This window comes from Cupriavidus sp. SIMBA_020, assembly GCF_046535395.1.
In the GTDB taxonomy this organism is placed as follows: domain Bacteria; phylum Pseudomonadota; class Gammaproteobacteria; order Burkholderiales; family Burkholderiaceae; genus Cupriavidus; species Cupriavidus campinensis.
In genome coordinates this window covers 1-273 of sequence record NZ_JAWRWU010000550.1, presented here as the reverse complement: position 1 = coordinate 273, position 273 = coordinate 1, and the positions used below count along the sequence as shown (strand labels likewise).

Genomic DNA, 273 nt, shown 5'->3' with positions numbered 1-273 from the left:
GCCAAAGCCGGCAAGCCCGGCTCGCTCCAATCCCATCCATCGCGCGTTGCCGCAGCGGCCTGCTGGCTCGTAGCCGCGCGCTGCAGCGTGGTCTCGGCACGCCATTCGCCCGGCGCCTGCGCATTCTTGCGGCCGAGAATCGCTTCGCATAAAAACTCGATGCTGTACGCGTTCAACAGATGCGGATGATGCGTCTGGATATAGCTCGCAATACGCGCCGCTTCGCCTTCGATCGCCGCGAGTGCATAGAGCGTGGCGGCATCCCAGCGAAAC

The 273-nt window shown here is 64.1% G+C and carries 1 protein-coding gene; it reads right to left on the bottom strand.

The window, feature by feature from the left end; all coding sequences use genetic code 11:
* Positions 1 to 273: hypothetical protein (locus tag SB751_RS30470; protein WP_410749082.1), on the bottom strand; the 273-nt coding region annotated here is incomplete at both ends.